Genomic DNA, 21663 nt, shown 5'->3' with positions numbered 1-21663 from the left:
TCAACCCTGGGTCGGACGCTCCGCGTACTGCTTCTTCACGTACTCGACACGGTCGGGCGTCCAGTCCGGCAGGTCGACGCCGTGGGTCGCGGCGAAGAGCTTGTCGAGCTGTTCGTGCCGCCTGGCCAGCTGCGCGGGGACGTCGGCCTCGGCGGCTTCGGTGAGCTCGACGCGCGTGCCGTCGAGCGGGTCCTGGAGCACGTGCCAGCCGGGTTCGCCGGGCAGCAGCGCCCGGACCTCATCGACGGGCTTCCAGATCAGGTCGCGGCGGAAGCGGATGGTGCCGTCCGGCAGGACTTCGCCCGTGTCGAGGCCGAACTCCGTCACGTAGGACGCCATCCGGTCGTGCCACTGGCCGGGCTGGGTGAAGGAGCGGCCGGACAGCCGCGCGTCGAGGGCGTTGAGGCAGACGTCCCAGCCGGCGGCGTTGCGGCCCGCCGCGAGCTTCGCGATCGCGGGGTCGCCGCGGCCGAAGGTGTGCGTGAACTCCAGGAGACTGCCGTCGCCGTCCGGGGACACCAGCCAGCGCAGGGTGTCGTCGTTCCAGACGAAGGTGAACTCGCGCGGCGGGTCGACCGTGACGACCCGGCCGGTCGTCGTGTCGTCCTCACCGGGGAAGGTGAACCGGATGGCGCCGCCCGCGCGCAGGTCGACGTCCACCTGCGCGGGGAACCAATGCGCCAGCTCGGCCGGGTCGGTGAGGGCGTGCCACACCTTCTCGGGCGGGTGCTCGAGACGGCGTTCCAGCCTGAGCACGGGGCGATCGTCGGCGGTCAGCAGCTTCGCGGGCACGGCGTCCTCCTGTCAGGGTGCCTGTGCCCGTATATAACCACCGTGGCATATTCGGGTCAAGCGCCGCGGACGGCGGCGACCGCGGCGGTGAGCTCGGGGTCGCCCGCGGCCTTGTCGAGCGCGGTCCGCAGCACCGAGCAGTACGTCGGCTCGGTCTCGGCGTAGCGCTTGCGGCCGGCGTCGGTGATCACCGAGTAGACGCCGCGACGGTCGTCTTCGCACAGGTCGCGGATGGTCAGGCCGGCGTCTTCGAGGCGCGCGCACATCCGGCTGACCGAGCTCTGGTTGAGCCCGATCGCCTCGGCGAGCTCCTGCATCCGCAGGCCGCCGCGCGGGCCTTCGACCAGCTTGCCGAGCGCGCGGTACTCGGACAGGCCGAGCCCGTGGCGGCGGTGCAGCGCCTTGCCGAGCTCCTGCTCGATGCGGGCATGCAGGACGAGAACGCGTCCCCACGCCTGTTCGTCGACGGTCATGTGCGGCCTCCTCTTGACATCAGGATAGCTGTAGGGACAGTCTTTATATGTACATGCAAGTAACTGAGGGGACTCTCATGACGCGGAACTTCCTCTTCCTGGTCGGCGCGGCGCGGGCCGGCGGGAACACGGAGATGCTGGCCCGGCGAGCGGCGAAGGAGCTGCCCGCCGACGCGGAGCAGCGGTGGCTGCGGCTGCCCGAGCTGCCGCTGCCGCCGTTCGAAGACCGCCGCCACGGCGCCGGCGAGCACCCGGAGCCGGGGCCGAACGAGCAGCTGCTGATGGACGCCACCTTCGCGGCGACGGACATCGTGATCGTGTCGCCGGTGTACTGGTACTCGGTCGCGGCGAGCGTGAAGCTCTACCTGGACTACTGGTCCGGCTGGATGCGCCTGCCGGTCGAGTTCAAGCCGAGGATGTGCGGCAAGTCGCTGTGGGGCGTGAGCGTCCTGAGCGAGACGGCGCGGGAAGCCCAGCCGCTGATCGGCACGCTGGAGCTGTGTGCCGAGTACCTGAGCATGAACTGGGGAGGAGTGTTGCTGGGCAACGGAAGCCGCCCCGGTGACGTCCTGCTGGACGCCGACGCGATGACGGCGGCGGAGACGTTCTTCAGCAAGGCTCTCGTGACCGCTTAGGCGTCCGCCGCGATCAGGCGCAGGCCGCGGACCAGGTCGGCGCCCGAGGGGGCGTGGTCCGGGTCGACCAGCCACTGGAGCATCACGCCCGAGAGCAGGGCCTGGTGCACCGTGCCGGCGGCCCGGGCCTCGGCGCCGCCGTCGTCGAGGCCCTGGAAGAGGTTCGCCAGGCCGAAGCGGGCCAGCTCGAAGGCGTTCGCCAGCTGGGCCCGGACCTTCTCGTCGAGATCCGGCTGCGAGCAGGCCTCGAAGGTCATCGCCCACATCCGGCGGTGCGCCTCGAACGACTCGATGACGCGCTGCCAGATCAGCTCGAAGCGCTCGGCCGGTGACGCGTCCGCGGGGGTCTCGGCCTGCAGGACTCCGGCCAGCGTCTCGCCCCACTCCTCGTTCGCCTCGATCAGCGCGGCGTTGAGCAGCGCCTCCCGCGAGCCGAAGTGGTACCCGATCGCGGCCATGCTGACGTCCGCCGCCGAGGCCAGGTCGCGCACCGTCGTGCGGGCGTACCCCTTCTCGTTCAGGCAGCGCTTCGCGCCCGCCAGCAGTGCTTCCTTGTTGCCCATGCCGAGAGCCTAGCACGATCGTCTTAGGCGAACGCCTTGCGCGATCGCCCAAATCGCGGTTATGGTTCTCGGCATGCAGAACAGACGAGTCCTCATCTCCGGCGCCAGCGTCGCCGGCCCCGCCCTGGCCTTCTGGCTCCGCCACCACGGCTTCACGCCGACGGTCGTCGAACGCGCGCCCCGGCTGCGTGATGGCGGCTACGCGGTCGACTTCCGCGGCGCGTCCCTCGACGTCCTCGACCGGATGGGCCTGCTCGACCGGGTCGAAGCGGCGGCGACGCGGATGGGCGACGTGTCCTATGTGGACGGCGACGACCGGACGCTGGTGGTCACGCCGTCGACGTTCCAGAGCGGTGAACTGGAGATCCTGCGCGGCGACCTCTCACGCATCCTGCACGAGGCGACCGCGGACGACGTCGAGTACGTCTTCGGCGACTCGATCACCGGAATCACCGAGCACCGCGACGGTGTCACGGTCACCTTCGAACACGGCGAGCCGCGCGAGTTCGACCTCGTCGTCGGCGCCGACGGGCTGCACTCGAACGTCCGCTCGCTCGTCTTCGGCGACGAGTCCTGGTACCGGCGCGACCTCGGGTACTACGTCTCGATCTTCACCGTGCCGAACCACCTCGGCCTCGACCACGTCGGCCGCTTCTACAACGAGCCGAACCGCACGGTCGGCGTGTACAGCGCGCGGGACAACACCGAGGCCAAGGCGTTGTTCTGGTTCGGCTCGGACCCGCTCGGCTACGACCACCGCGACGTCGAGCAGCAGCGCCGGATCGTCGAAGAGCGCTTCGCCGATGTCGGCTGGGAGACGTCGACGCTGCTCAAGGCGATGTGCGAGGCGCCGGACTTCTACTTCGACTCGGCCAGCCAGATCAAGCTCGACAGGTATTCGAACGGCCGGGTCGTGCTGGTCGGCGACGCGGCGTACTGCGCCGCACCGCTTTCGGGCATGGGGACGAGCCTCGCGATCGTCGGCGCGTACGTGCTGGCCGGCGAGCTCGCTGCGGCCGGCGGTGACCACCGGAGCGCGTTCGGCGCGTACCAGGAGGAGATGCGCGAGCTCGTCGCCGCGTGCCAGAAGCTGGCCGAGGGCAACGGGAAGTGGTTCGTCCCGCCGACCCGCGCGTGGATCCGCATGCGCAACCTCAACTACAAGCTGCTGCCGTACCTGCCGTGGCGCAAGCTGATCGAGGAGCTGCCGCTCAAGGCGGGCAACACGATCAAGCTCAAGCGCTATGCGGCGGCGCCGGCGTGACACCCCGGCGGCTCGCGATGCCCGCCATGTTCTCCTCGCCCCAGTCGCCCAGGGGCAGCAACGCGGTGTTCAGCCGCTGACCCAGGCCGGTCAGCGAGTACTCGACCTTCGGCGGGACCTCCCGGAACACCTCGCGGTGCACGATCTCGTCCGCCTCGAGCTCCCGCAGAGCCTGGATCAGCATCTTCTCGCTGATGCCTGCGACCTTCCGCTTCAGCTCGCCGAACCGCAGCGGCTCGGCGTGCAGCGCCCACAGGATCAGGGCCTTCCAGCGGCCGCCGACCACGTCGATGGCCGCGTCCAGTCCGCAGCGGTAGGTTCTCGCCAGCATGCGCCGATCCTTACCTTTTGGTGAGTACCCGACTTATTAGTCGGTACTTGTCCATTGTAAAGCGCGTCAGCAGCATGGAACCCATGGGAGAAAGCACAAAACAGGTGGGCGTGCTCGGCCTGGGCCGGATGGGCGCCGCGCTCGCGGGAGCCCTGCTGGGGGCGGGCCACGACGTCGTGGTGTGGAACCGGTCGCCGCTCAAGGCGGGCCCGCTGCTCGACCGGGGAGCACGGCTGGCGGCCACCCCGGCGGAAGCGGCCTCGGCGGACGTCGTGATCAGCTGTCTGTCCACATACGACGTCCAACGGCCGGTGCTGGCGGCGGCCGAGCCGAAACTGCTCGTCAACCTCACGTCCGGGACGCCGGAAGAAGCTCGCGAGACGGCGAAATGGGCGTCTTCGCAGGGAATCGACTACGTGGACGGCGTGATCATGGCCGTGCCCCAGGGCATCGGCACCGCGGGCGCGCGGGTTCTTTACAGCGGTTCCGAAGCGGCGTTCACGGCGGGGCGGGACGTGCTGGAAGTACTGGGAGAGCCGGTGTTCCTCGGCGAGGACGCCGGACTGGCGGCACTGTACGACCTGGCGTTGCTGGGAATCATGTGGTCGACGATGGGCGGCTACCTGCACGCGCTCGCGCTGGTCGGCACCGAGGGGGTCACACCGGAGAAGTTCACGCCGATGGCGCTGGGCTGGCTCTCGGCGGTGGGAGGGTTCCTGCCCGGCATCGGCGCGCAGGTGGCCAGCGGCGAGTACGAGACCGACGTCTCCGCACTGGACATCAACGCGGCCGGGCTCGGTTTGCTGGTGGAGACGAGCCGGGCGCAGGGGATCGGTGTCACGGTCCCGGCCGCCCTGCGGGAGCTGTTCGACCGCGCGGTGGCATCGGGCCACGGCGCGCACGCGATCGCGAGTGTCATCGAGGAGATCCGGTGAAGTACCTGGGCAAGAAGGCGGTGGTCACGGGCGGCACCCACGGAATGGGGCTGGCGGTGGTGAAGTCCCTCCTCGACGGCGGGGCCGAGGTGCTCCTGACCGGCCGCGACGTCTCGTCGCTGGAGGGGAAGCTGCCGGGAAAGGCGCACATGCTGTCGTCGGACGCTGCGTCTCTTGCGGACGTCGACGAGCTGGGTGCGGTGGCGGCGGAGACGCTTGGTGAGCTGGATCTGGTGTTCGTCAACGTCGGGTTCGCAACGCTGACCCCGTTCGCGGAGACGACACCGGAGATCTACGACCGGACGTTCGCGGTCAACACCAGGGGCGCGTATTTCACGGCGCAGCGGTTGGCGGGGCTGGTGCGGACGGGGGGATCGTTCGTGTTCACGACCTCGGTGGCGGCGGAGGCCGGGATCGCCGGGATGGGGCCGTATTCCGCGGCGAAGGCGGCGGTTCGGTCGTTCGCCCGGACGTATGCGGCCGAGCTGGCGCCGCGGGGGATCCGGGTGAACGTGGTCAGCCCGGGTTACACGGACACCCCGACGATGGGGGTGACGGGGGTGCCGTCGGAGGTGCTGGCGGCGTTCAAGGACACGGGTGATGTGGTGACCCCGCTGAAGCGGCATGCGACCCCGGAGGAAGTGGCGGCGGCGGTGTTGTTTTTGGCTTTTGAGGCGACGTTTACGACGGGAGCGGATCTTCCGGTGGACGGAGGGTTGGGGCAGCGGCTGACGTTGCCCGCCTGAGGGTCGGGTGGGCCGCTGGTCGGCGGCCTTGCCGCTGAGGCCACGGCGAGGAGCTGCATCGGGCGCTGCTGCAGGCCCGGTGGTGCGGCGGGCCGGGTGGTGCGGCGGGCCGGGTGGCGCGGCTCGGCGGTGGCCCGGATGGCGTGGCGCGGGTGGTGGCGCGCCGGCGCGGCTGGATGGCTGGCCGCGTAGCGCGGTTGGCGGCGGGTCGTGTGGCGCGGTTGGGCGGTGGGTCGTGTGGCGCGGGTGTGCGGCGGGCCGCGAGATGTGGCGCGGAGTGGGTGGCGGCTTGGATGGCGTGGCGCGGGGTGGAAGGCGGCCGCGAGAGGCGGCGCGGCTGGCCGGGTAGCGCGGTTGAGTGCAGGCCTTGTGGCGTGGTTGGGCGGCGGGCTGCGAGGCGAGGCGCTGTGGGCAGAGGCCCGCGAGACGTGGCTGGGCCGGTGCGTCACCCTGCCTGGGTGAGGTGCGCGGCCAAGCCCGTCACTCCGGGCGCGCGGTCCGGGCGGAGGACCAGTTCCTCGTCGTAGTCGCCGCCGTTCTGGGTGCGGAAGGGGATTGGCTCTGTGGTTTCCAGTGCTTCCAGGCGTTTCCGCAGTAGTTCGCGCGCCTCGGTGAAGTGGTTGTCGGACACTCGGTCGGCGCCATAGACCGCGAGTGGGGGTAGGACCGTCATTCCCGCGTAGAACAGCGTTCCGTGGTGGAGCGGGAACAGGACCTCGTTCAGGGCGCCGTTCACCCCGCGCGGGCCCATCGCCGGTTCGCGGGCGCCCGCGGTGAGGACCGCCATTGCGCGCTTGCCCGTGAGGCGGCCTTCGCCGTAGCGCAATGTTCGGCCGTCTTCTGCTCGGATGCCGTAGGCGAAACCCTTTACGAAGACGCGGTCGAACCAGCCCTTCAGGATCGCCGGCAGGCCGTACCACCACAGCGGGAACTGCACGACGAGCGCGTCCGCCCAGTCGAGCTTTTCCTGCTCCGCCACGATGTCCGGGCTCAGCTCGCCCCGTGCGTGCGCCCGCGCCGATGTTGCTCCGACCACCAGGCGCTCGTCGCCGGCTTCGGCGCCGAAGTCGGCTGCGTCGACCACTGGGTTCCACTTCATCGCGTACAGGTCCGACTCCCGGACCTCGTGACCGAGCTCGTGGAGCGTCCGGAGCCCGTCGTCGCGGAGGGCGCCGCTCAGTGAGCGGGGCTCGGGATGCGCAAAAACCCACAACACGTTCATGACCTCGATGGTCACTCGATCTCCTCGGTCGATCGAGTGGCCTGATAGCCAACATGTGCAAGAATCGAGCCATGGCCGAATTTGCGCACCCCACGCGTCACCACGTCGCCGTGCTGGTTCGGCACGGTCTGCTCGTGATGGAACTGGGCATCGTCCACCGGCTGTTCGGGCAGGCTCGCTCGGCCTCGGGCGAGCCCCTGTACGAGGTGGTGACCTGCACCCTCGAGCCGGGCCCGGTGCGCACCGACACCGACTTCACCATCCCCATCGACCGCGGTCCCGAGGTCTTGGCCGAGGCCGACACGGTGATCGTCCCGGCGTCCTCGGCCGAGTACGAGCCGATGGCGCGGGTGCTCACCCCGCCGCTGGCCGCGGCCCTGGAGCGCATCCCGGCGGACGCCCGGATCGCGTCGATCTGCACCGGCGCGTTTGTGCTCGCCGCCGCCGGCCTGCTCGACGGCCGGCGCGCGACCACCCACTGGCGCTCCGCCGAGGAGCTGCAGGACCGGTTCCCCGAGGTCGACGTCGACCCGTGCGTGCTCTACACCGACGAGGGCAACGTCCTTACTTCCGCGGGGGTCGCTTCGGGCATCGACCTGGTGCTGCACATGATCCGCCGCGACCACGGCACGGCGGTCGCCAACGAAGTCGCCCGCGGCACGGTGGTGTCGCCGCACCGTGAAGGCGGCCAGGCCCAGTTCGTCCGCCGGCCGGTGCCCGAACCCCGCACGTCCTCCACCAAGGAGGCGCGCGCCTGGGCCCTGGAGAACCTGCACCGGCCGCTCACCCTGCGCGAGCTCGCCGCCCGCGAGGCGATGAGCACCCGGACGTTCACCCGCCGCTTCCGCGAGGAGGTCGGCATCTCGGCGCTGCAATGGCTGACGCAGCAACGGATCGAGCGCGCCCGCCAGCTCCTCGAGGAGTCGGACCTGCCGGTCGACCGCGTCGCCACCGAAGCCGGGTTCGGCACGGCGGCGTCGCTGCGCCAGCACTTCCAGGTGGCCCTCGGGGTGTCACCGAGCGCCTACCGCTCGACGTTCCGCGGAGAACTGGCGACGCAGGCGGGCTGAATCCGGCTAGCGTGGTCGGCCATGGACGACTTCTACGTCAGCCACAGCCGGTTCACCGACCCGGGAGCGCAGTCGTCCTGGCTCGACGGCACGCCGGACGACCTCGCGGCCCTGCGCCTCGCAGCGTCCGAGCTGGTGTTCCACTACTGGGCGCAGGGGGACATCGCCGAGCACGGCTTCCCGTCGGCGCGGCGCGAAGAGATCAACCTGCGCTACGCCTCGGACATGTTCGCCCGCCTGCGCGAGCTCGACCCGGCGCCGCCGGGCGGCCCGCGTCAGCCGCTGCAGCGGATCGTCGGCTGCTGTCGTGACTTCACCCTCCTGTTCGTCTCGATGGCGCGGCACCACGGATTCTCGGCCCGCGCCCGCGTCGGGTTCGCGAACTACCTCGTGCCGGGCTGGCACCTCGACCACGTGGTCGCCGAGGTCCACGACGGCGTCGAGTGGCACCTCGTCGAACCGCAGTTCCCGGCCGGGTTCGGCGAGTTCGACCTCCTCGACGTGCCCCGCGACCGCTTCCTGACCGGCGCCGACGCGTGGACCGCGGCCCGCTCCGGCGACGTCGACCCGGACCGGCTGGTCGTCTCCCCGGACCTGGACGTGCCCTTCCTGCGCGGGCTGCCGTACGCGTGGCACAACCTCGTGCTCGACCTCGCCGCGCTCAACAAGCACGAGATGATCCTGTGGGACCTCTGGGGCGGTCTCACGGAGGACGCGACGCTCGCCCCGGCGACCCTCGCCCGCGCCGACGAGCTGGCCGAGCTGATGGCCGACGCCGACGTCGAGCAGCTGCGGGTGGCGTTCGAGGCCGACGACGTCCGGGTGCCGCCGGTGATCCGCTCGGTCACCCCGCCGGGACAGCTCCCGGTCGAGGTGGTGCTTCGCTGACCTCGACGGCCGTCCGCACGAACCGCGCGATCCGCGGGTCCCGCGCGTCGGTCGGCCACACCAGGACGAGCGAGTACGGCGTCGCGTCCACGACCGGCCGGTAGACGACGTCGGCCCGTACCCGCTGCTCGGCCACCGACACCGGAAGCAAGGCGATCGCCTGCCCGAGCGCGACGGTCTCCAGCATCTGCTCGCTGTTGTGCACCACCGGCCCCGGCGTGACCGCGCCACCGGTCACGTCCTGCCCGGACCAGTACGCCCGGTCCGCGGCGGACGCGTCCGGCCACCACGGCGTCGGCCGCCCGGCGAAGTCCGCGCAGGCCAGCGCGGCCCGCCCGGCCAGCTCGTGCCCCGAGGGCAGCGCGGCGACCCGCGGCTCGCTGAAGAGCACCTCGACGTCCAGGCCGTCGTTGTCGGCCGGGCCGCCGACCACCGCCACGTCCGCGCGGCCGTCCCGCACCATCTCCGCCTGCTCGCCGAACCCGCTGATGCGGATCTCGACCCGGTCCGGGTAGCCGTCGGCGATCCGCCGCAGCAGTTCGGTGGCGACCCCGGGTTTGGCGGTGACCACGAGCGGCGGCGCGTCCTGCGCCGCCCGGCGGGTGCGCCGGACCGCCGCGGTGACGGCGTCGAGCGCCTTCGCCGACTCCGCGAACAGGACGTTCCCGGCCGGCGTGAGGGACACGTGCCGGCTGGTGCGTTCGAACAGCAGGACCCCGAGCCGCCGCTCCAGCAGCCGGATCGCGCGCGACAGCGGTGGCTGCGCCATCCCGAGCCGCTCGGCGGCCCGGGAGAAGTTCAGCTCCTCGGCTACCGCGCGGAAGTACCGCAGCTCACGGACCTCGACATCGTCCATACCGCAACGGTATCGCGGCAGCGTCCATCGGTCTTTCCCTTCCCAGGTCGCGAATGACGGGATTCAAGTCGACTGCTCTACAGAGGACGGACCGCGTCGACGGGTGGTACGGGTGCGGGTGCGAGACCGACGGGGCTAGGGAGCGATGCCGTGGAGCACGGCTTCGACCACCGACTCCGGGCTCGGCGGGTCGAGCGGGCTCGTGTGCGGGAAGACCGCCGCCATCACCGAGTTGTGGCAGTAGCCGACCAGCAGCGCCGCCGAGGCGTCCACTTCGGACTCCGGGCGGAGGCGGCCCAGGGCCCGCTCCGCTTCGAGGTAGGCCAGCAGGCGGTCGCGCCAGTCGCCCGAGTTCTCGCTGATCGCCGCGAACTGCTCCAGCACGGTCGGCTGCCCGACCAGGCCGCTGAACGCCGGGACGATCGCCCGGTGCAGCGTCAGGCCGAACTCCAGGTGACGGCGGAGGTTGCCGGCCACCGTGCCTTCGCCGGGTGTCGGGAGCTCGCCCAGCGTCTTTTCCGTGTGGCGCACGTACTTCAGCAGCGCGTAGGCGATCAGCTCCTCCTTGCCGGAGAAGTGGTTGTAGAGCACCCCGTCGGCGACGCCCGCCGTGCGCGCGATCCCGCGCACGGTGAGGTTCGCCGTGCCGTTCTCGGCGATCAGCTTCTCGCAGGCTTCGACCAGGAGGTCGTACAGGGACTGGCCGTCCCGCTGGGCTGCGGCTTTCCTCGGTGACATCGCCGCCATCGTAGGCCTGTCAGGTCCTCCTTCCCGTGACCAGCCACGCCGCACCGCGCAACCGCACCGCGTCCGGGGCGGCGAACGGCTCCAGCGCCGCTGTGAGCGCTTCGGTGGCTTGGGCGGCGGTGGTCTTGTCGACCAGGCTCAGGTGGTGGCGCACCGGGCCCCAGTCGGTGATGAACCGCGCGGCGTCCGGGACGTCCCGGCCCCAGATCTGGTCGGCCTCGACGTGGGTGCACGTCACGTCCTCGAAGCCGGCTTCGGTCAGCACCGCCTTCGTCCTGTCCGGGTCCGCGAACGACGTCGGGCCGCTGCCGTCCGGTCCGGTCGGCTGGGGCAGGTACGCCGCCATCGCGCCGAACACCCGGCCCAGGTCCGTGCCTGCCAGCGCGGTCAGGCAGAGGAACGCGAGCCGGCCGCCGGGGCTCAGCGCTCGCCGGACGTTGGCGAACGCCGCCACCGGATCGGCGAAGAACATCACGCCGAACCGGCTGACCGCCAGGTCGAACCCGCCGTCGGGGAACGGGTGGACCTGGACGTCACCCTGCTCGAAAGTCACGTCCGACCCCGCCCGGGCCCGCGCGGTCTCGAGCATCGGCCCGGACAGGTCGACCCCGAGCGCGGACCGCCCCCGCGCCGCGGCCAGTCGCGTCAGCTGACCGTTGCCGCAGCCGATGTCGAGCACCCGGTCTTCCGTGCCGACGCGGTCGAGCAGGAATTCGTTGAACCCGCTGTTCACGCCGTCGTAGCGGTCGGCGTTGGTCGCCCAATGCTCCCCTTCGTAGCCGTTCCACGCCTCCGCCTGCGCGGTGTTGACGATCCCGCTCATCTGCATCCCCTTCGTTGTGAACACGCGTTCATGAACACACGTTCATGGTTCCGGGGCCGGCCGGCGCTGTCAAGGCATCGGCCACCCCGCCGCCGGATGTCAGCCAGGTGGCAGATCTTCCGGGAGCGCCGCCGCGGAAGACTTCTCGTCAGCAGGGAAACGGCCCCTGACCAGCACAAAGGAGCAAGACAATGGCCCAGGTCATCGCCAACATGTCCATGTCCCTCGACGGCTTCGTCGCCGACCCGGAGGACCGCACCGATCACCTGTTCGAGTGGTTCGGCAACGGTGACGTCGAGGTCCCGACCGCCGCCGAGTGGGCGACCTTCAAGACCTCCGAAGCCAGCGCGAAGATGCTCAGGGAAGCCCTCGAGAACGTCGGCGCGCTGATCACCGGCCGCCGCCTCTTCAACCTCACCCTGGGCTGGGGCGGCACGCACCCGATGGGCGTGCCGGTCTTCGTCGTCACCCACGACACGCCCGTCGACTGGCCGCACCCCGACGCGCCGTTCACCTTCGTCACCGACGGCCTCAAGAGCGCCGTCGACCAGGCCAAGCAGGTCGCCGGCGACAAGATCGTCGCGGTCGCCAGCACCACGATCGCCCAGCAGTGCCTGAACCTCGGCCTGCTCGACGGCATCCAGGTCGACCTCGCCCCGGTGCTGCTCGGCTCCGGCGTCCGCTTCTTCGACAACCTCGACGCGATGACCAAGCTGGTCGGGCCGGAGATCATCGAAGGCACCGGCGTGACGCACCTGTCCTACCGGATCGACCGGTGAGGGCCGGGCCGGCCGCGTCAGTACTGCCGCGGGCTCACAGGAGCGTGATCCGCAGGGCGGCGAGGCGGGCGGGGTCGGCGATCACCTCGTACGACGTCACTTGTGCACCCTCGACGGTCACCGCGAGGGCGAGCAGCAGCCGTCCTCGCGGGGCGACGACCACTCCGACTGCGCCGTCTACCAAGGCCGTCTCGGCGAAGCGGGCCCGCTTTCCGAACACCTGCGTCTCCTCGGCGACGGCGCGGGCGCCGCGCGCTTCGAGGCATGCTCCCAAAGGGAGCGCCGCCGGGTCGGCGCGGCGTACGACGTCCGGGGCGAGGACGTCGAGGAGCTGGTCGAGGTCACCGCCACGGGCCGCGGCGAGGAACGCGTCCACGACCCGGCGGTGCCGCGCCAGGTCGGCCGGCGGCAGCAGGGACGTGCCCCGCACCCGCTGCCGGGCGCGGCTCGCCAGCTTCTTCGCCGCCACGGGCGTCCGGTCCAGCACCGGCGCGATCCGGTCGAACGGCATCGCGAACAGGTCGTGCAGCACAAACGCGATCCGCTCGGCCGGGCCGAGCGTGGCCAGCACGACGAGCAGCGCGCGACCCACCGAGTCGGCCAGCTCCACCTCGCCGGCCGGGTCGGCGCCATCCACCGGCTCCGGCAGGACCTCGAAGGGATCCTCCCGGCGCGCCTTCCGCGAGCGCAGCACGTCGAGGCAGACGCGGGAGACGACCGTCGTCAGCCACGCCGCCAGGTTGTCGACCGGCTCCGCGCGGTTCAGTCGCAGCCACGCCTCCTGGACGGCGTCGTCCGCTTCGGCCGCGGAGCCGAGCATCCGGTAGGCCAGCCCGCGCAGCCGGCCGCGTTCGGCCTCGAACTCCGCCGCCAGGTCGTCCATCGGTCACCTTTCGCCCGCCGTCACCGTCGCTTCTTTGACGAATCCCCGCGACCGGAGGTGACCGGATGAGCTTGCTGACCCCTGCCGACCTGGGTGGCTGGCGGGTGCCGAACCGGGTGGTGGTGGCGCCGGTGACGCGGGCGCGCGTTCCCGGCGGCGTGCCGGGCGAGCTGCAGGCCGCCTACTACGCGCAGCGCGCGAGCGCCGGGCTCGTCGTCACCGAAGGCACCTGGGTGAGCGAACGGGCCGTCGGGCTCGCCGACGTCCCCGGCATCCACACCGACGCTCAGGTCGCCGGGTGGCGGCGGGTCACCGACGTCGTGCACACGCTCGGCGGCCGGATCGTCCTGCAGCTGTGGCACACCGGCGCGGTTTCGCACCCGGAGTTCCTCGGCGAACGGCCGGGCGGGCCGTCCGCGGTGAACCCGGGCGAGACGGTGCACCTCGCGAGCGGGCGAAGGCCGACCGTGACTCCGCGCGAGATGAGCGCGGCCGAAATCCGGGCGACCGTCGCGGACTACGGCACGGCGGCGGAAAACGCGCGCCGCGCCGGGTTCGACGGGGTCGAGGTCGCGGCCAACGGGGTGTACCTCCTCGCGCAGTTCCTGCACCCACGGCTGAACCACCGCACCGACGCTTACGGCCGCTCCCGGGGGAAGCTGCTGCTCGACGTCGTCGCCGCCGTGCGCGCGTCCGGGCTCGCGGTGGGCGTGCGGCTTTCGCCGTGGTGGACCGGCGGACTGTTCACTGTGGACGAAACACTCCGCGCCGAGTACGACGAAATCGTCGCTTCACTGGATGTGGCGTATCTGCACCTCCGAGGGGCCGACGACGGACCGGACTTCGCCGCTTTCGCGCGCTACCGGCGGTTGTTCGCCGGGCCGCTGATCGTCAACAACGGCTTCGACCGCGACTCGGGCAACGCCGTGGTCGCGGCCGGGATCGCCGACGCCGTTTCCTACGCGCGGCACTTCATCGCCAACCCCGACCTGGTGACGCGGTTCGCGCTCGGCCTGCCGCTCGCGCCCGGCGACCCCGCCACCTACTACGGCGGCGGGGCGGCGGGGTACGTCGAGCTGGCGTCGTAGTGTCATTCCGGGCACCACACCGCCAGTTCGCTCCCGCCGGGTTCGCGGAAGTGGAACCGCCGCCCGCCGGGGAAGGCGAACGGTTCCGTCGTCACCACACCGCCGGCGGACTCGACCGCCGTCCGGGCCGCGGCGAGGTCGTCGGTGCGGATGGTGACCAGCGGTGCGCCGGTCTGCTGGGCCCGGTCCGCCTGGAAGCCGAGGGTGGGTCCCGCGGTCCGGACGTCCGTGTAGTCCGGGCCGTAGGCGGTCGCCGCCCAGCCGAACGCGCGCTCGAAGAACTCGCCGGACGCCGCTGCCGACGCCGACGGGAACTCCACGAAGTCCACTTCGTACATGCCGGCGACGTTAGCGGCGACCACCGACAAAAACGGCGAGCTCAGTCGACGACGAACCAGTTGCCGCCGCGGTACTCGAGCACCGCGTCGCCCAGGTCGCCTTCGGTGAACTTGACGGCCGCCCGGATCGCGCTCGCCGGGATCTGGACCTTCGTCGCGCTGTCCTCGCTGACGCGGGCCCGATCGACCGTCGCGCTCTGCAGCGCTCGCTTCTGCGCCGCCGAGATCAACCCGAACATGACCGGGATCGTCTGCTCGCACGGCCCGAAGCCCTCGTCCTCGGCCTTCTTCGCGGCCGGGGCGGCGATCTCGCAGACTGTCGCGACGTCCTGCTTGCCCACCGCGTGCAGATATGTCTCGTACCGCGCGATCGCCCCGGCAGCCGTCTTGACAGGAGCTGACGAGGGCGAGGACGGCGTGCTCGACGAGGAAGGCGCGGGTGTGGAGGACACGGCCGCAGTCGACGACGACGGCGCGGGCAAAGCCGAAGCCGAAGTCGAAGCCGGGGCCGCCGTCCCACCGACGTCGCTCGAACAGCCGGTGATCACCAGGAAGACGCCCGTGGCCAGGACCGATAGCGCGCGAACGGACATGAAAGTGCCTTTCCCCTCGAAGAATCCGGAGGGTAATCGACACCGGCCCGGCGGCGGGGCGGAACCGGAAAACGCGAGACGAAAGAGTCAGGCGGGACGGCCCGCGCCCGCGTAGTCGTCACCTTTCGAGTGATACGTGTGGATCTGGATCGCCTGGCCCTCGGTCGGCGCGTTGATCATCAGGCCGTTGCCGAGGTACAGCCCGACGTGGTGGATGCGTGTCGCCGGGCTGCCGTAGAACACCAGGTCGCCCAGGCGCGGCTCCTGCGAAGCCGGCACCGGCGGGAGCGCCCGGAACTGGCTGTCCGCCGTGCGCGGCAGGGACACGCCCGCGCTGTCGTACGACGCCTTCGTCAGGCCCGAGCAGTCGAAGCCGGCCGCGCCCGCGTTGGGGCCGTTGCCGCCCCAGACGTACGGGAGGCCGAGCTGGCCCAGCGCGAACCGGGTCGCGCGGACCGACGGCGACGAGGCCGACGCCGGGTCGAGCGAGAGCGTCGCGTACAGCTGGGCCGTGCCGAGCACCCGCTGGCGGAACAGCTCGGTCTCGTTGCCCGGGTGGTACGCCGCGATCGCCTTCCACCAGCCGGGGCCGGCGCCGAGGTCGGTGCCGCCCGCGCAGAGCGCCCGCCCGGCCGCGACCGGCGCGTCGGCGCCGTACTTCTTGGCTTGCGCCGCCGTCAGCCCCAGCAGGTTCCCGCCGCCGCGGCCGTGGTCGGACGCCGCCGAGCCGACCCCGGCGAGCGTGACCCACGAGAGGTGGCACGACGGCTGTTCGCTGCGCAGCGCCAGCTCGCCGTTCGCGTAGCCGACCAGCGCGTCCGCCGGGATGTCCAGGGGCCCGGACAGCTGCTCGGCCCACTGCTGGAGCGGGCTCTTGCCGCCCGCGCCGGACGCGCCCTGGCCCGGTTCCTGCGCCTTCACCGGTGCGCTGACCTCGAGGACCGACGGGCCCGACGCCGCCGCGTCGCGCGCCACCGGGAGCGGGGCGGGCGCGGGTTCGGGGGAGCGGTCGGCCAGCAGGAAGCCCGCGGCCACGAGACCCGCGACGAGCGGCAGCGCGACGAGGCCGCGCAGGGCCGCACCACGAGCCCAGGAGGTCGGCTTGGTCGTCACGGGGTCCAACTTAGAAGAGCGCACCTCTTAGTGAACGACTGAGTAGCTTGCACGTTAGGGGGACTCCCATATGGTGGGCACATGCCTGAGATCGACGCTGCCCGCCTGAGCGCGGAGCTGCAGGATCGGTACGCGAAGATCGACGTCGTCGAGCGGACCGGCTCCACCAACGCCGACCTGCGGAAAGCCGTCGACGACGGGGCTGCCGACCGCACCGTCCTGCTCGCCGAGGAGCAGACCGCGGGGGTCGGGCGGCGCGCGCGGTCCTGGAGCTCGCCGAAGGGCGCGGGGCTGTACCTGAGCGTCGCGCTGCGGCCGTCGGGCGTGTCGTTTTCGGCGCTGGGCTCACTGTCCGTCGTCGCCGGGCTCGCCGTCCGGGCGGCCGCCGCCGGGGTCGGGGTCGACGCCTCGCTCAAGTGGCCGAACGACGTCCTCGTCGACGGCGCCAAGTGCGCCGGGATCCTGGCCGAGGCCGTCGCGGGGGCCGAAGCGTCGATCGTGCTCGGCATCGGGCTCAACGTCCTGCCGCTCGGCGACGTCCAGCCGGGGCCCGGCGGGCTGCCCGCGACGTCGCTGGCCGAGCGCGGCGCCACGAACACCGACCGCACCGACGTCGCGATCGCGCTGCTCACCGAGCTCGACGAGCTCGAGCGGCGCTGGCGGCTCGCGGGCGGCGACCTCACCGAAGCGGGCCTGCTCGGCGACTACCGCGCCCACTGCGCGACCCTCGGCCAGGACGTCGAGGTGCAGCTCCCGGACGGCACGTCCCTCGTCGGCCGGGCGGCCGACATCGACGCCGCGGGGCAGCTGCAGGTCGACATGGCGGGCGGCCAGCGCCACACCGTCTTCGCGGGTGACGTGGTGCACGTCCGCCCGGCCTGATTCTTCGGGGCGTTGCACTCACCGGCCGGGCGTCTCGCCGGTACGGTGAGACGACACCGCCGCACCGACCTTGGGAGCGTCCGCCGTGGCCTATCCGGACGATTTGCTCAGCGAGCAAGAGCACGTCGTGGTGCACAGTCACCCGCACTTCAAGATGCTGATCTTCCCGACGCTCGCGTTGCTGGTCACGGTGGGCGCGGGCATCTGGCTCGCGCTCCTGGCGAAGGACGCCGGCTCGCCGTGGGACTCCGTCGGGCTGATCGCCATCGGCGTGGTGGCGCTCGTGCTCGTCGTGTGGCTGTTCCTGGTGCCGTTCGTGCGCTGGCGCACCACCCACTTCATCGTCACGACCGACCGGCTGATCGTGCGCGAGGGTGTGCTGAAGCGCACCGGCATCGACATCCCGATGGGCCGTATCAACAGCGTCCAGTTCGAGCACGGCCTGCTCGACCGGGTCTTCGGCTGCGGCTCGCTGATCATCGAGTCGGCGTCGGACGAGCCGCTGCGGTTCGAGGACATCCCGCACGTCGAGAAGGTGCACTCGGTGATCTACCGCGAGGTCAACGACAACCCGTACGACGACTACCGGCCCGGCGGCGCGCCGGCTCCCCAGCAGACCGAGCCGCTGCCGCCCCAGGGCGGGCACCCGCCGCGCGGCGATCGACGCCGCTGATGGGCACGCGCGAACTCGGTCTGCCGGAGCGGGTCCCCTCGGCGGCTGACCTGCCGGAGCGGGTCACGATCTGGGAGGTCGGCCCGCGGGACGGCCTGCAGAACGAGAAGACGATCGTCCCGGTCGAGGTCAAGCTGGAGTTCCTCGACCGGCTCGCGGGCGCCGGCCTGACCACGCTGGAGGCGACCAGTTTTGTGCACCCCAAGTGGGTGCCGCAGCTGGCCGACGCCGAGCAGCTGCTGGCCGGGCTGGACCGCCGCGAAGGCGTCCGCTACCCCGTGCTGGTGCCGAACGAGAAGGGCCTGAACCGGGCCCTCGACGCGGGGGTCGAGCACATCGCGATCTTCGCCAGCGCCACGGAGACGTTCGCGCAGAAGAACCTCAACTCGTCGCTGGACGAGCAGTTCGCGATGTTCGAGCCGGTCGTCACCCGGGCCCGGGAAGCCGGCCTGGACGTGCGCGGTTACCTCTCGATGTGCTTCGGCGACCCCTGGGAAGGCGTGGTGCCCGCGAAGCAGGTCGCCGACGCCGGGCGCCGCCTGCTGGACATGGGCTGCTCGCAGCTTTCGCTGGGCGACACCATCGGCGTCGCGACCGCGGGCCAGGTCGAGAACCTGGTCGGGCTGTTCGGCGATGTCGGTACTTTGGCCGTGCACTTCCACGACACCTACGGTCAGGCTCTCGCCAACACCCTCGCGGCGCTCCGATGTGGAGTGTCGACAGTGGACTCTTCGGCGGGCGGACTGGGTGGCTGCCCGTACGCCGAGTCGGCGACCGGGAACCTGGCCACCGAGGACCTGGTGTGGATGCTGGTCGGCCTCGGCGTCGAGACCGGCGTCGACCTGGACGCGCTGGTGGCGGCCAGCGCGTGGATGGCGGGACAGCTCGGCCGCCCGAGCCCGTCCCGCGTGGTGGCCGCGCTGAGCTGACCTCGCCTGCGCACGCACCCGGAGGGTGCGGTATCAAGGGGGACCGGCCGCGGCCGCGTCGAACAGTGTGCCCGCGGGCACCGACCGAGCCGGAGGATGGGTGTGACCGAGCCTTCCGAGGCGGGCTCCGAACCGGTCGAGGCCGACCTCGACACCGGGCCGATCCGGCTGCCCGGGTACGGCTTGCCGGACTCGGGTGCCTTCGAAGAGGCGCCGACGCCGCCTTCGGGCAATCCCGCCGCGTGGCCGCACGCGGTGTCGCCGCTCCTGCCGCCGTTCCCGCTGCCCCCGGCCCCGCCGGCCCCGCAGCCTCCGCCGGCGCCGGCCGGGCCGCCGCCGCCCGTGGCGGGCCCGCCGCCGAACCCCGGCTCGCCCGCGCCGCTGCCCCCGCTCGGCTCGCCGCGCGTCGAGCGGGAAAGCGTTGTCGCGCTGTTCCTGGTGCACATGTTCCCGATCGGGCACCTGCCGGTCGCGATGGACAAACCGGCGCTGCAGCTCGACCTGCCCGAGGACGACCCGGACGGCTTCGGCCCGAACGACCACCCGGACGCCCGGCTGATCTTCGACGACCAGGCCCTCACCAACGTCACCGCCGGGTTCCGCCGGTCGCCGACCGCGCCGCCGCGGCCGGTGCCGGCGCACCTGACCGAGCACTACGTCCCGTACGCGCGGGCGACGCAGGCGGTGTGGATCCGCCGGTTCGTCGTCGGGCACAGCGAGCTCGGGCCGGAGTACGCGTGGCCGCCGGGGGAGATGTTCCCCGAGGGCGGCGTCGACCACGCCGAGCCGGTGATGGTCCCGGCCAACACCGTGCTCGACCGCTTCGGCCCGGCGTACGGCCGGGTGTTCTTCGCCGACGGCACGCCGTTCGCGGAACGCTCGCTGCCGCCCGGGATGCTGGACGCCGAGTACCGCCGGTACGTCGTCGTGCGCGCGGTGCCGATGTGGCGGTCGGAGACCGCGAACTGGTTCGGCCAGGTCGGCGGCGGTGCCCGCTACCGTGCGCTGCTGGCGGCGGACGAGCTCGTCACCCTCGGTTATCTCGCCGAGGCCAAGGGGGAAGAGGACTGATGAACACCCAGTCGATCCAGCGCTGGCTCGGCGTGCTGGGCGTCCCGCCGGAGGTGGTCTCGCTCGGCGCCGAGGTCGACAACGCCTGGTGCCTGATGCAGGGCGAGGACGAGGCGTGGGAGGTGTTCTGGCGGGAGCAGGGCAACCGCTACGACTGGGCGCGGTTCACCAGCGAGCAGGTCGCGTGCCACTACCTCTTCGGCCGGCTGGCCTGGGCGCAGGTCGCCCGTGGCGCCGTCGGGCTGCTGCCGGGGTCGTGACGAAGCGAGAGCTGCCCGGGAAGGTCATGCGGTGGGTGACCGACGCGGTCGGCGGCGCCCGGGTGGCCTCGGTCACCGGTCTGCGGGAGGGAGTCGATCCGTGGTTGCTGAGGGTCGACGGGGCCGACGCGGCCGTGTTGCGCCTCGGGGACCCCGCTGATCCCGACCATCGTCAGCGGTTCGCGACCGAGGCGGCGGCACTGCGGGTCGCCGGCGACCACGGGCTGCCCGCGGCCCGGCTGATCGCGGCGGATCTCGACGGCGCCGCGACCGGAGCGTTGGCGGTGCTGACGGCTGCCTTGCCCGGGCACAGTCGGATTCCCGCGGTCGCCTCGCACGCACGGCTCCAGGCGCTCGGGGCCACGGCGGCCGCACTTCAGGCGGTCCCGCTCGAGCCTCGGGCCGCGCTGCCCCTGCGGACCCGCTCGATCGCGGACGTCGACTTCGCGGCCCAACGCCGGGAGAAGGGCACCACTGCACTGCTGGCCGCCGCCGAAGAACGGCTGGCCCGCCTCCCGATGCCCGGCGGCCCGACCGTCTTCGTGCACGGTGACCTGTGGTTCGGGAACACCTTGTGGTCCGGCGACCGATGCACGGGCCTGGTCGACTGGGACTGCGCCGGTGCCGGATCCGCGGGAATCGATCTCAGCGGGGCGCGCTTCGACGCGGCCCTGATGTTCGGGCTGCCCGCTGCCGAGCAGGTGCTGGACGGCTGGCAGCGAGCCGCGGGGCGACGGGCGGACGACGTCGCCTACTGGGACGTCGTGGCGGCCCTGGGCACGTTGGCGGACATGGCGTTCTGCGTCCCGGCGATCCACGACCAGGGCCGCCCGGACCTCGACGCCGACCTTCTCGGACAACGCCGGGACGCGTTCCTCAGCGCCGCGTTGGACCGGCTCGCCTAGCGCTTGAGGATCCCCAGCGCTTCGTCGTGCAGCAGGCCGTTCGTCGACAACGCGCTCCCGTTGTCGTACCGGCCCAAGCCGTCCAGGTCGGAGAACCGGCCCCCGGCTTCGGTCACGATCACCTGCGCCGCCGCGACGTCCCACGGGTTCACGATGCACTCCGCAGCGACGTCCAGGGCGCCCTCGGCCACCAGGACGTGGTGCCAGAAGTCGCCGAACGCACGGGATTCCCAGCACGCGTCCACCAGCTCGAGGTACTTCTCCCGCGAGTGGTGCTCTCCCCACGAGTTCAGGTCCGTTGTGGACAGATAAGCGTCCGAAAGAGACGAAACCCCCGAAACCGCCAGCCGGCGCGTCCCGGCCGAGTCGGACGAGAACGCCCCGGACCCGGTCGCCGCCCACCAGCGGCGGCCCAGCAGCGGCGCGGTGATCATGCCGACCACCGGGTCGCCGTCGACGACCAGCGCGATGAGCGTCGCCCAGACGGGTACTCCGCGGAGGAAGTTCTTCGTGCCGTCGATCGGGTCGAGCACCCACGCGCGGCCGGTCGCCGCCGAACCGCCGCGTTCCTCGCCCAGGACCGCGTCGGACGGGCGTTCCGCGGCCAGCACCGCGCGGATCGCGTCTTCGACCGCGGTGTCCGCGTCGGTCACCGGGGTGCGGTCGGGCTTGCGCTCGATCCTGAGGTCCAGGGCGCGAAACCGCGCCGCCGTGATCGCGTCGGCGGTGTCAGCCAGCCGGGTGGCGAGGTCCAGATCATCTCCGTAGCCAGGCACGGTCACGATGGTTTCACGCCGCACCGCC

General features: G+C 71.9%; 27 protein-coding genes. 14 read left to right on the top strand and 13 right to left on the bottom strand.

The window, feature by feature from the left end; genetic code table 11:
• Together ACZ63J_RS10680 and ACZ63J_RS10675 are read right to left on the bottom strand one after the other, a co-directional pair.
• On the bottom strand, positions 1-792 hold the full coding sequence (locus tag ACZ63J_RS10680) for an SRPBCC family protein (protein ID WP_465404105.1): 792 nt from the start codon (positions 790-792) through the stop codon (positions 1-3).
• A 56-nt stretch (positions 793-848) separates the two neighbouring features.
• Positions 849-1265, bottom strand: a complete 417-nt coding sequence (locus ACZ63J_RS10675) for a MarR family winged helix-turn-helix transcriptional regulator (RefSeq protein WP_465309135.1) — start codon at positions 1263-1265, stop codon at positions 849-851.
• Between the two features lie 77 nt (positions 1266-1342).
• On the opposite strand from ACZ63J_RS10675, the gene ACZ63J_RS10670 reads away from it, so the two are divergent.
• Complete coding sequence (locus ACZ63J_RS10670) at positions 1343-1900, top strand: flavodoxin family protein (protein WP_465404103.1); 558 nt, start codon at positions 1343-1345, stop codon at positions 1898-1900.
• Here the strand turns inward: ACZ63J_RS10670 and ACZ63J_RS10665 are convergent.
• Positions 1897-2463, bottom strand: a complete 567-nt coding sequence (locus ACZ63J_RS10665) for a TetR/AcrR family transcriptional regulator (RefSeq protein WP_465404101.1) — start codon at positions 2461-2463, stop codon at positions 1897-1899. The two genes, ACZ63J_RS10670 and ACZ63J_RS10665, sit on opposite strands and share 4 nt — an antisense overlap.
• 73 nt (positions 2464-2536) lie before the next feature.
• Between ACZ63J_RS10665 and ACZ63J_RS10660 the strand changes: the two genes are divergently transcribed.
• Positions 2537-3727: an FAD-dependent monooxygenase gene (locus ACZ63J_RS10660; RefSeq protein ID WP_465404099.1), complete on the top strand. Its 1191-nt coding sequence runs from the start codon at positions 2537-2539 to the stop codon at positions 3725-3727.
• Here ACZ63J_RS10660 and ACZ63J_RS10655 read toward each other — a convergent pair.
• Positions 3699-4058: a winged helix-turn-helix transcriptional regulator gene (locus ACZ63J_RS10655; RefSeq protein ID WP_465309143.1), complete on the bottom strand. Its 360-nt coding sequence runs from the start codon at positions 4056-4058 to the stop codon at positions 3699-3701. The two genes, ACZ63J_RS10660 and ACZ63J_RS10655, sit on opposite strands and share 29 nt — an antisense overlap.
• 83 nt (positions 4059-4141) lie before the next feature.
• Here ACZ63J_RS10655 and ACZ63J_RS10650 point away from each other — a divergent pair, with 83 nt between their 5' ends.
• Positions 4142-4993: an NAD(P)-dependent oxidoreductase gene (locus tag ACZ63J_RS10650; protein WP_465404097.1), complete on the top strand. Its 852-nt coding sequence runs from the start codon at positions 4142-4144 to the stop codon at positions 4991-4993.
• Positions 4990-5739: an SDR family NAD(P)-dependent oxidoreductase gene (locus ACZ63J_RS10645; protein WP_465404095.1), complete on the top strand. Its 750-nt coding sequence runs from the start codon at positions 4990-4992 to the stop codon at positions 5737-5739. The genes ACZ63J_RS10650 and ACZ63J_RS10645 overlap by 4 nt, the downstream gene beginning before the upstream one ends.
• A 445-nt stretch (positions 5740-6184) precedes the next feature.
• Here ACZ63J_RS10645 and ACZ63J_RS10640 read toward each other — a convergent pair whose 3' ends face one another.
• Positions 6185-6961: an NAD(P)H-dependent oxidoreductase gene (locus tag ACZ63J_RS10640; protein ID WP_465404248.1), complete on the bottom strand. Its 777-nt coding sequence runs from the start codon at positions 6959-6961 to the stop codon at positions 6185-6187.
• A gap of 71 nt (positions 6962-7032) precedes the next feature.
• Here ACZ63J_RS10640 and ACZ63J_RS10635 point away from each other — a divergent pair, with 71 nt between their 5' ends.
• The gene (locus ACZ63J_RS10635; RefSeq protein ID WP_465404093.1) at positions 7033-8031 is read left to right on the top strand and encodes a GlxA family transcriptional regulator; all 999 of its coding nucleotides are present in this window, start codon (positions 7033-7035) and stop codon (positions 8029-8031) included.
• 21 nt (positions 8032-8052) lie between these two features.
• Entirely contained in the window at positions 8053-8919 is an 867-nt protein-coding gene (locus ACZ63J_RS10630; protein ID WP_465404091.1) for a transglutaminase domain-containing protein, read from the top strand.
• Here the strand turns inward: ACZ63J_RS10630 and ACZ63J_RS10625 are convergent.
• The 3 genes from ACZ63J_RS10625 to ACZ63J_RS10615 all read right to left on the bottom strand — a co-directional run bounded on the left by ACZ63J_RS10625 (position 8876) and on the right by ACZ63J_RS10615 (position 11345).
• Positions 8876-9775 carry a LysR family transcriptional regulator gene (locus ACZ63J_RS10625; protein WP_465404089.1) on the bottom strand — a complete coding sequence of 300 codons (900 nt, stop codon included), beginning with the start codon at positions 9773-9775 and terminating at the stop codon, positions 8876-8878. The two genes, ACZ63J_RS10630 and ACZ63J_RS10625, sit on opposite strands and share 44 nt — an antisense overlap.
• A gap of 135 nt (positions 9776-9910) precedes the next feature.
• Complete coding sequence (locus ACZ63J_RS10620) at positions 9911-10513, bottom strand: TetR/AcrR family transcriptional regulator (protein ID WP_465404087.1); 603 nt, start codon at positions 10511-10513, stop codon at positions 9911-9913.
• 19 nt (positions 10514-10532) lie between these two features.
• On the bottom strand, positions 10533-11345 hold the full coding sequence (locus tag ACZ63J_RS10615; RefSeq protein ID WP_465404085.1) for a class I SAM-dependent methyltransferase: 813 nt from the start codon (positions 11343-11345) through the stop codon (positions 10533-10535).
• A 191-nt stretch (positions 11346-11536) separates the two neighbouring features.
• Between ACZ63J_RS10615 and ACZ63J_RS10610 the strand changes: the two genes are divergently transcribed.
• Complete coding sequence (locus tag ACZ63J_RS10610; RefSeq protein WP_465404083.1) at positions 11537-12124, top strand: dihydrofolate reductase family protein; 588 nt, start codon at positions 11537-11539, stop codon at positions 12122-12124.
• A gap of 34 nt (positions 12125-12158) precedes the next feature.
• Here the strand turns inward: ACZ63J_RS10610 and ACZ63J_RS10605 are convergent, their stop codons facing one another.
• On the bottom strand, positions 12159-13007 hold the full coding sequence (locus ACZ63J_RS10605; RefSeq protein WP_465404081.1) for a sigma-70 family RNA polymerase sigma factor: 849 nt from the start codon (positions 13005-13007) through the stop codon (positions 12159-12161).
• A 65-nt stretch (positions 13008-13072) separates the two neighbouring features.
• Between ACZ63J_RS10605 and ACZ63J_RS10600 the strand changes: the two genes are divergently transcribed.
• Positions 13073-14095: an alkene reductase gene (locus ACZ63J_RS10600; protein ID WP_465404079.1), complete on the top strand. Its 1023-nt coding sequence runs from the start codon at positions 13073-13075 to the stop codon at positions 14093-14095.
• Positions 14096-14097: 2 nt separating this feature from the next.
• Here the strand turns inward: ACZ63J_RS10600 and ACZ63J_RS10595 are convergent, their stop codons facing one another.
• The 3 genes from ACZ63J_RS10595 to ACZ63J_RS10585 all read right to left on the bottom strand — a co-directional run bounded on the left by ACZ63J_RS10595 (position 14098) and on the right by ACZ63J_RS10585 (position 16139).
• Positions 14098-14433 carry a VOC family protein gene (locus ACZ63J_RS10595; RefSeq protein ID WP_465404077.1) on the bottom strand — a complete coding sequence of 112 codons (336 nt, stop codon included), beginning with the start codon at positions 14431-14433 and terminating at the stop codon, positions 14098-14100.
• Positions 14434-14474: 41 nt separating this feature from the next.
• Positions 14475-15026 (bottom strand): hypothetical protein, encoded by a 552-nt coding sequence (locus tag ACZ63J_RS10590; RefSeq protein WP_465404075.1) that lies wholly within the window; start codon positions 15024-15026, stop codon positions 14475-14477.
• A gap of 87 nt (positions 15027-15113) precedes the next feature.
• On the bottom strand, positions 15114-16139 hold the full coding sequence (locus ACZ63J_RS10585) for a C40 family peptidase (protein WP_465404073.1): 1026 nt from the start codon (positions 16137-16139) through the stop codon (positions 15114-15116).
• An 81-nt stretch (positions 16140-16220) separates the two neighbouring features.
• Here ACZ63J_RS10585 and ACZ63J_RS10580 point away from each other — a divergent pair, with 81 nt between their 5' ends.
• The 6 genes from ACZ63J_RS10580 (at position 16221) to ACZ63J_RS10555 (ending at position 20859) form a co-directional block, all read left to right on the top strand.
• Positions 16221-17021 carry a biotin--[acetyl-CoA-carboxylase] ligase gene (locus ACZ63J_RS10580; protein WP_465335740.1) on the top strand — a complete coding sequence of 267 codons (801 nt, stop codon included), beginning with the start codon at positions 16221-16223 and terminating at the stop codon, positions 17019-17021.
• 85 nt (positions 17022-17106) lie between these two features.
• Positions 17107-17694, top strand: coding sequence for a PH domain-containing protein (locus ACZ63J_RS10575; protein WP_465309173.1), 588 nt, complete (start codon positions 17107-17109; stop codon positions 17692-17694).
• Positions 17694-18623, top strand: a complete 930-nt coding sequence (locus ACZ63J_RS10570; RefSeq protein ID WP_465404071.1) for a hydroxymethylglutaryl-CoA lyase — start codon at positions 17694-17696, stop codon at positions 18621-18623. The genes ACZ63J_RS10575 and ACZ63J_RS10570 overlap by 1 nt, the downstream gene beginning before the upstream one ends.
• Before the next feature lie 102 nt (positions 18624-18725).
• Positions 18726-19694, top strand: a complete 969-nt coding sequence (locus ACZ63J_RS10565; protein WP_465404069.1) for a TNT domain-containing protein — start codon at positions 18726-18728, stop codon at positions 19692-19694.
• A complete protein-coding gene (locus ACZ63J_RS10560; protein WP_003105220.1) occupies positions 19694-19954 on the top strand; it encodes a hypothetical protein in 261 nt (86 codons plus the stop codon). The genes ACZ63J_RS10565 and ACZ63J_RS10560 overlap by 1 nt, the downstream gene beginning before the upstream one ends.
• A complete protein-coding gene (locus ACZ63J_RS10555; RefSeq protein ID WP_465404067.1) occupies positions 19951-20859 on the top strand; it encodes a phosphotransferase family protein in 909 nt (302 codons plus the stop codon). The genes ACZ63J_RS10560 and ACZ63J_RS10555 overlap by 4 nt, the downstream gene beginning before the upstream one ends.
• Here ACZ63J_RS10555 and hisN read toward each other — a convergent pair.
• The gene (gene hisN, locus ACZ63J_RS10550; RefSeq protein ID WP_465404065.1) at positions 20856-21641 is read right to left on the bottom strand and encodes a histidinol-phosphatase; all 786 of its coding nucleotides are present in this window, start codon (positions 21639-21641) and stop codon (positions 20856-20858) included. The two genes, ACZ63J_RS10555 and hisN, sit on opposite strands and share 4 nt — an antisense overlap.
• Positions 21642-21663: the final 22 nt, after the last annotated feature.

The organism is Amycolatopsis sp. NPDC104863, assembly GCF_055582965.1.
This window is presented reverse-complemented; position numbering and strand designations above follow the sequence as displayed.

Excerpts from the sequence above, each read along its gene's own strand:
- ACZ63J_RS10640 (WP_465404248.1), bottom strand. The coding sequence starts at position 6,961 with ATGAACGTGTTGTGGGTTTTTGCGCATCCCGAGCCCCGCTCACTGAGC.
- ACZ63J_RS10570 (WP_465404071.1), top strand. The coding sequence starts at position 17,694 with ATGGGCACGCGCGAACTCGGTCTGCCGGAGCGGGTCCCCTCGGCGGCT.
- ACZ63J_RS10665 (WP_465404101.1), bottom strand. The coding sequence starts at position 2,463 with ATGGGCAACAAGGAAGCACTGCTGGCGGGCGCGAAGCGCTGCCTGAAC.
- ACZ63J_RS10595 (WP_465404077.1), bottom strand. The coding sequence starts at position 14,433 with ATGTACGAAGTGGACTTCGTGGAGTTCCCGTCGGCGTCGGCAGCGGCG.
- ACZ63J_RS10650 (WP_465404097.1), top strand. The coding sequence starts at position 4,142 with ATGGGAGAAAGCACAAAACAGGTGGGCGTGCTCGGCCTGGGCCGGATG.
- ACZ63J_RS10655 (WP_465309143.1), bottom strand. The coding sequence starts at position 4,058 with ATGCTGGCGAGAACCTACCGCTGCGGACTGGACGCGGCCATCGACGTG.
- ACZ63J_RS10675 (WP_465309135.1), bottom strand. The coding sequence starts at position 1,265 with ATGACCGTCGACGAACAGGCGTGGGGACGCGTTCTCGTCCTGCATGCC.
- ACZ63J_RS10660 (WP_465404099.1), top strand. The coding sequence starts at position 2,537 with ATGCAGAACAGACGAGTCCTCATCTCCGGCGCCAGCGTCGCCGGCCCC.
- ACZ63J_RS10605 (WP_465404081.1), bottom strand. The coding sequence starts at position 13,007 with ATGGACGACCTGGCGGCGGAGTTCGAGGCCGAACGCGGCCGGCTGCGC.
- ACZ63J_RS10615 (WP_465404085.1), bottom strand. The coding sequence starts at position 11,345 with ATGAGCGGGATCGTCAACACCGCGCAGGCGGAGGCGTGGAACGGCTAC.
- ACZ63J_RS10600 (WP_465404079.1), top strand. The coding sequence starts at position 13,073 with ATGAGCTTGCTGACCCCTGCCGACCTGGGTGGCTGGCGGGTGCCGAAC.
- ACZ63J_RS10610 (WP_465404083.1), top strand. The coding sequence starts at position 11,537 with ATGGCCCAGGTCATCGCCAACATGTCCATGTCCCTCGACGGCTTCGTC.
- ACZ63J_RS10590 (WP_465404075.1), bottom strand. The coding sequence starts at position 15,026 with ATGTCCGTTCGCGCGCTATCGGTCCTGGCCACGGGCGTCTTCCTGGTG.
- ACZ63J_RS10670 (WP_465404103.1), top strand. The coding sequence starts at position 1,343 with ATGACGCGGAACTTCCTCTTCCTGGTCGGCGCGGCGCGGGCCGGCGGG.
- ACZ63J_RS10620 (WP_465404087.1), bottom strand. The coding sequence starts at position 10,513 with ATGTCACCGAGGAAAGCCGCAGCCCAGCGGGACGGCCAGTCCCTGTAC.
- ACZ63J_RS10625 (WP_465404089.1), bottom strand. The coding sequence starts at position 9,775 with ATGGACGATGTCGAGGTCCGTGAGCTGCGGTACTTCCGCGCGGTAGCC.
- ACZ63J_RS10580 (WP_465335740.1), top strand. The coding sequence starts at position 16,221 with ATGCCTGAGATCGACGCTGCCCGCCTGAGCGCGGAGCTGCAGGATCGG.
- ACZ63J_RS10630 (WP_465404091.1), top strand. The coding sequence starts at position 8,053 with ATGGACGACTTCTACGTCAGCCACAGCCGGTTCACCGACCCGGGAGCG.
- ACZ63J_RS10635 (WP_465404093.1), top strand. The coding sequence starts at position 7,033 with ATGGCCGAATTTGCGCACCCCACGCGTCACCACGTCGCCGTGCTGGTT.
- ACZ63J_RS10560 (WP_003105220.1), top strand. The coding sequence starts at position 19,694 with ATGAACACCCAGTCGATCCAGCGCTGGCTCGGCGTGCTGGGCGTCCCG.